We start from the raw sequence: 5860 nt of genomic DNA, 5'->3' as shown, positions 1-5860 counted from the left end.
GGGACCTGAACGATCCTGCCCGACGCGTGCTGGCCCTCGGCCACACGTCGGGCAGCGACACCCTGTCCGGCCTCGTGGCCGGGCTCCACCTGGAAGAAGAACTGCGAGGTTCGCTGTGAGTACCACCACAGCCGTCGTACGTAAGAACACGTACTTCGACTCCGTGTCCCTGATGTCCGTCTCGACCAAGGCCAACGCCCTGGACGGGGTCGAGCAGGCGTTCACCGCCATGGGCACCGAGATGAACAAGGGCGTCCTGGACAACCTGGGGCTGCTCACCGAGGAGCTGCGCGCCGCCGAGAGCGGCGACCTGATGGTCGTCCTCGTCGCCGAGGACGGCGCCGACACCGACGCGCTCCTCGCCGAGATCGAGGGCCTGCTCACCCGCAAGGCCCCCGCCTCGGCCGACGGCGGCCAGGTCACCTACCGGACCGTCACCTCCGCCGCCGAGGGCGTCCCCGGCGCCAACCTCGCCGTCATCGCGGTCAACGGCGCCTATGCCGCCCGTGAGGCCCGCAAGGCCCTCGAGTCCGGCCTGCACGTGATGATGTTCAGCGACAACGTCGCCGTCGAGGACGAGATCGCCCTCAAGCAACTCGCCCACGAAAAGGGCCTGTTCATGATGGGCCCCGACTGCGGCACCGCGATCGTCAACAACGTCGCGCTCTGCTTCGGCAACAAGGTCCGCCCCGGCACGATCGGCATCGTCGCCGCGTCCGGCACCGGCTCGCAGGAGGTCTCCGTCCGCGTCCACGCGCTCGGCGGCGGCGTCTCGCAGCTCATCGGCACCGGTGGCCGCGACCTGTCCGAGCAGGTCGGCGGCATCATGATGGTCGACGGCATCCGCGCGCTCGCCGCGGACCCCGCCACCGACGTCATCGTCCTCGTCTCCAAGCCCCCGGCCCCCTCCGTCGAGAAGAAGGTCCTCGCCGAGGTCGCCGCCGCGGGCAAGCCCGTCGTCGTCTGGTTCATCGACGGCTCCGAGGAGGCGGTCACCGCCGCCGGCGGCCACTTCGCCGCGGGCAGCCTCCAGGCCGCGCAGCAGGCCGTCGAGCTCGCCGGTGTCGCCCCCGCCCCCACCGAGGACCTCGACGCCGCGGCCGCCGCCGACGCCGTCGTCGCCCGCCTCGCCGACGGCCAGAAGTACGTCCGCGGCCTGTTCTGCGGCGGCACCCTGTGCGACGAGACGATGTACGCCGTGCGCGACGCGGGCCTCGACGTCTTCTCCAACATCCAGAAGAACGCCGACTTCCGCCTCCCGGCCGGTTCCGCCTCGCGCGGCCACACCTTCCTCGACTTCGGCGACGACGACTTCACCAACGGCCGTCCGCACCCGATGATCGACCCCGCCCTGCGCATCGAGCGCATCGTCGAGGAGGCCAAGGACCCCGAGGTCGCCGCCCTCGTCATGGACTTCGTCCTCGGCTTCGGCTCCCACGAGGACCCGGTCGGCACCACGCTGCCCGCCATCGAGGAGGGCCAGCGCATCGCCCGTGAGGCCGGCCGCCACCTGGAGGTCGTCGCCTACGTCCTCGGCACCGACCTCGACACCCCCTCGGTCGCCGCCCAGACCGCCGCCCTGCGCGCCGCCGGCGTCACCGTCACCCTCAGCTCCACCGAGACGGGCCAGTTCGCCCGTGAGATCGCGAAGAAGGCACAGGCATGAGCACCGAGAACACCGAACCGACGCCCGCCGCCGCCCTGTTCGGCAGCGACCTCAGCGTCGTCAACGTCGGCCTCGCGATGTTCGACGAGGACATCAAGGCCCAGCACGCCCAGGTCACCACCCTCGACTGGACCCCGCCCGGCGGCGGCAACCCCGACGCCGCCCGCGCCCTGAACGCGCTGGAGGCGAGCCCCGAGCTCACCGCGAGGATCGACGCCGCCAACGCGGAGGCCGTCGAGCGCATCATGTCCGCCCGCCCGATGCTCGTCGGCTTCGGCCGCGCGCTCGACGTGGTCCCCGGCATGACGCCCACCACGATCCTGCACTCCGGCCCTCCTATCACCTGGGACCGGATGAACGGCCCGATGAAGGGCGCCGTCACCGGCGCCCTCGTCTTCGAGGGCCTGGCGAAGGACCTGGACGAGGCCGCCGAGGTCGCCGCCTCCGGGCAGATCACCTTCCGCCCCTGCCACGAGGCGAACGCGGTCGGTTCGATGGCCGGTGTCACCTCCGCGTCGATGTACGTGCACATCGTCAGGAACGAGACGCACGGCAACACCGCGTACACCAACCTGTCCGAGCAGATGGCCAAGATCCTGCGGATGGGCGCCAACGACCTGAGCGTCGTCGACCGCCTGATCTGGATGCGCGACGTCTTCGGCCCGATGCTCAAGGAGGCCGTCGAGTTCACCGGCCCGATCGACCTGCGGCTGCTGCTCTCGCAGGCCATCCACATGGGCGACGAGTGCCACAACCGCAACGGCGCCGGCACCCTGCTCCTCTTCCAGGCACTCGCCCCGGGCATGCTCCGGTCGTCCTTCACCACCGAGCAGAAGAAGGAGGTCTTCGACTTCGTCGCGTCCTCCGACTACTTCTCCGGACCGACCTGGATGGCCGTGGCCAAGGCCGCCCTCGACGCCGCCGACGGCGTGGAGAACTCCACCGTCGTCACGACGATGGCCCGCAACGGCGTCGAGTTCGGCATCCGCGTCGCCGGGCTGCCCGGCCAGTGGTTCACCGGCCCCGCGCAGAAGGTCGTCGGCCCGATGTTCGCCGGGTACAAGCCCGAGGACTCCGGCCTCGACATCGGCGACAGCGCCATCACCGAGACCTACGGCTTCGGCGGCTTCGCCATGTCGGCCGCGCCCGCCATCGTCGCCCTCGTCGGCGGCACCGTGGCCGAGGCCATGGGCTACACCCGCGACATGGGCGAGATCACCACCGCCCAGAACCCGAACGTCACGATCCCGGCCCTCGACTTCCAGGGGCTGCCCACCGGCATCGACGTCCGCAAGGTCCTCGACACCGGCATCCTGCCGATCATCAACACCGCCATCGCGCACAAGGACGCGGGCATCGGCATGATCGGCGCCGGCATCACGCACCCGCCGGCCGAGGCGTTCACCAAGGCCGCCACCGCCCTCGCCGACGCGTTCGGCGGCTCCTCCTCCTGACGCGCGCGAGCGCCCACCCGGAAGCCCCTCAACGATGAACACACACCGCTCCGCCGCGCAGCCGGACATATCCACGGAACCGGAACCCGACGACGAGTTCGAGCACAGCCCGGTTCCCGAGGACCGGCGCAAGTCGCTCCTGACGGTCTCCGCCGTCTGGTTCGGCTTCCCGATGATCCTGACCAACGCCATCCCCGGCGGCGTGGTCGTCGCCATGCTGGGCTTCTGGCGCGGACTCGGCGCCATCCTCGTGGCCAACCTCGTCATGCTCCTGTACGTGGGGATCCTCAGCCACCGGGCCGGCACCACCGGCGAGAGCTTCTCGCTCCAGGCCTCCCGCACCTTCGGGCGCGGCGGCTACATCGTGGCCTCCGCGTTCCTGTCGACGATCGTCGTTGGCTGGTTCGCGTTCAACACCGGCGCCACCGGTGCCACCCTGCACGCGTCGTTCGGCTGGCACGAGCGGCTCGTCACGGTGCTGGCGGGCCTCGGCTTCATCGCCCTGACGTTCTTCGGCATCAAGGCCCTGTCCTGGCTGGGCGCGGTCGCCGCACCGCTGTTCGTCCTCGCCGGGATCATCGCCCTGGTGCTGGTGGCCCGCGACCACGACATGGGCGCGGTCTTCTCCTACGAGGGCGTCGGCGGAGCCTCGGCGCTGACCTTCGGCGCGGCCGTCTCCACGATCATGGCGACCTTCGCCGACTCCGGCACGATGACCGCGGACTTCACCCGCTGGTCGAAGAACGGCCGGCAGGCCGTCCTCGCGACCGTCAGCGCGTTCCCGGTCGCGAGCCTCGTCGCCCAGATCACCGGCGGACTCGTCGTCGCCGCCGGGGCCATCGCCTCGGCCGGCACGACGGGCGGTGACTTCCTGCCGATCCTGACCGGCGAGCACTCCGGGATCCTCAACGTGATCGCGGCGGTCTTCGTCTTCGTCAACCTCGGCTCCGTGTGCAGCCACTGTCTGTACAACGGCGCGCTCGGCTGGTCGCACCTCACCGGTACGCGGATGCGTCTGATGACGGTCGTCCTCGGGCTCGTCGGCACGCTCGCCGCGCTGGCCGGCGTCTGGAACCACTTCCTGGACTGGCTGGTCATCCTCAGCGTGTTCGTGCCGCCGCTCGGCGGTGTGCTCATCGCCGACCAGCTGTTCGCCCGCGGCGGGCGCGGCGCGATGGACCGGCGGCCCACCGTGACGGTCCGCCCGACGGCCTTCGTGGCCTGGGCGGTCGGCGCGGCGGCCGGCGGTGTCGCGCACTGGTGGGCCCCGCAGCTGTCCGACGCGGTCACCGGACTGGTCGTCGCCGTCGTCGCGTACGCGGTGTTCGAGCGGACCCTGTCCCGTGCGGCGGTCGCGGAGACGGCTCCGGCCGCCTGACACCGGGAACCACGCGCCCCCGGCCCGCCGTTCCGGGCCGGGGGCGCGTGCGTGCGCTCAGCCGCCCGCGCGCTCGGCGAAGCGGCGGTGCAACTCCTCGACCGCGGGCACCAGTTCCTCCACCGGGCCCTCCACCGTGACGCCCGGAGCCACCGTCCCGGCGGGCAGCGCGGCGACCGGCCCCGGGGGCCGGCCCCAGGCGGCGAGCCACTCGGACAGCTGCGCCGACGACGCGACGAACACGATCCGGCCCAGTCCGACCCACGCGTGCGCGGCCGAGCACATCGGACAGTGCTCACCGGAGGTGTAGACGGTCGCGGCGGCGCGCTCCGCGGGCGAGAGGTGCTCGGCCGCCCAGCGGGCCAGCTCGAACTCGGGGTGGCGGGTCGCGTCACCGCCCGCCACCCGGTTGCGGTCCTCGGCGCGCAGCGTCCCCGAGCCGTCCACGAGCACCGAGCCGAACGGCTCGTCCCCGGCCTCCAGCGCTTCGCCCGCCAGCTCCACGCACCGGCGCAGCCACGCCAGTTCCCGCTCGTCCATGCTGTGGTCCCTTCCGGTGCCGGATGTCCCCGTCATGATCGTACGGCCGCGGCTCAGGACGGCGAGGTGAGGACGACCGCCGTGACGAGGAGGGCGAACGCGGCGACGACCGCCCACACGGTGCGGGTCATGAGCACGGCCCGGCGTTCCGTGCTCTCGCGCACGGACCAGGGCTGGGCGAGGGTGCAGGCCGGTTCGCGGGCGAGCCGGGACGCGAGGGAGCCGGACGGTGCGTCCAGCGCGGCGCGGGCGGAGCGCAGCCGGCCCGTCGTCGCGGCCGTGCCCGCCTCGGTCTCGGCCGCCGCCTCGCCGGTGCTGAGCCCCAGGCCGTCGCAGAGCAGCACGGCCCGGCGCTGCCGCGGGGGCAGCCGGAGCAGCGACCGCAGCAGCGGATCGTCCTGCGGCATCCGTGCGGAGCACGTGCGGCCGGGGAACCGGCGCAGCCGGTGCCAGGGGGACAGGGCGTACGTGTGGGCCGCGGCCCGCACCCAGCCCACGGGGTCGCTGTCGCGGGCCACTTCGGGCCAGCGCTCCCAGGCTCCGCGGAAGGCGTGCTCGACGGCCTCGAAGGCGAGCCGCCGGCTGCCGGTCAGCAGACGGGCCTGCTGGACCAGGCCGGGAGCGGCGTAGACGTACAGCGCGTCGAAGGCGGCGGCCGGGGTCGGCGCGGGGGCCGGACGCGGCGGGGCCTGGCCCCGGCCGCTGCCCCCGGTCCGCTGGGCGGGCACCGTGACGTCGAGGGCGCGCAGCAGCATCGCCCGGGTGTCGGCCCCGGCGGGGCGGCGGTCCTGGTGCGGGGCGAGTTCGGGGGCCGGTGCGGGA

The 5860-nt window shown here is 72.9% G+C and carries 5 protein-coding genes; 3 read left to right on the top strand and 2 right to left on the bottom strand.

Annotated elements, in window-relative coordinates; genetic code table 11:
* The first annotated feature begins 115 nt into the window (after positions 1-115).
* The 3 genes from fdrA to GTW43_RS29815 are packed head-to-tail and all read left to right on the top strand — an operon-like array spanning position 116 to position 4498.
* Entirely contained in the window at positions 116-1666 is a 1551-nt protein-coding gene (gene fdrA / locus GTW43_RS29825; protein ID WP_343246157.1) for an acyl-CoA synthetase FdrA, read from the top strand.
* Complete coding sequence (locus tag GTW43_RS29820) at positions 1663-3120, top strand: DUF1116 domain-containing protein (protein WP_161305101.1); 1458 nt, start codon at positions 1663-1665, stop codon at positions 3118-3120. Before fdrA ends, GTW43_RS29820 begins: the two co-directional genes overlap by 4 nt.
* Positions 3121-3154: 34 nt before the next feature.
* Positions 3155-4498: a cytosine permease gene (locus tag GTW43_RS29815; protein WP_161305100.1), complete on the top strand. Its 1344-nt coding sequence runs from the start codon at positions 3155-3157 to the stop codon at positions 4496-4498.
* Between the two features lie 57 nt (positions 4499-4555).
* Here GTW43_RS29815 and GTW43_RS29810 read toward each other — a convergent pair whose 3' ends face one another.
* Positions 4556-5038, bottom strand: a complete 483-nt coding sequence (locus GTW43_RS29810) for a nucleoside deaminase (protein WP_161305104.1) — start codon at positions 5036-5038, stop codon at positions 4556-4558.
* Positions 5039-5091: 53 nt separating this feature from the next.
* The coding region (locus tag GTW43_RS29805) for a sigma factor-like helix-turn-helix DNA-binding protein (protein WP_272922575.1) at positions 5092-5860 on the bottom strand (769 nt) is incomplete at its 5' end.

It is taken from the genome of Streptomyces sp. SID5785, assembly GCF_009870065.1.
Lineage (GTDB): Bacteria > Actinomycetota > Actinomycetes > Streptomycetales > Streptomycetaceae > Streptomyces.
This window is presented reverse-complemented; position numbering and strand designations above follow the sequence as displayed.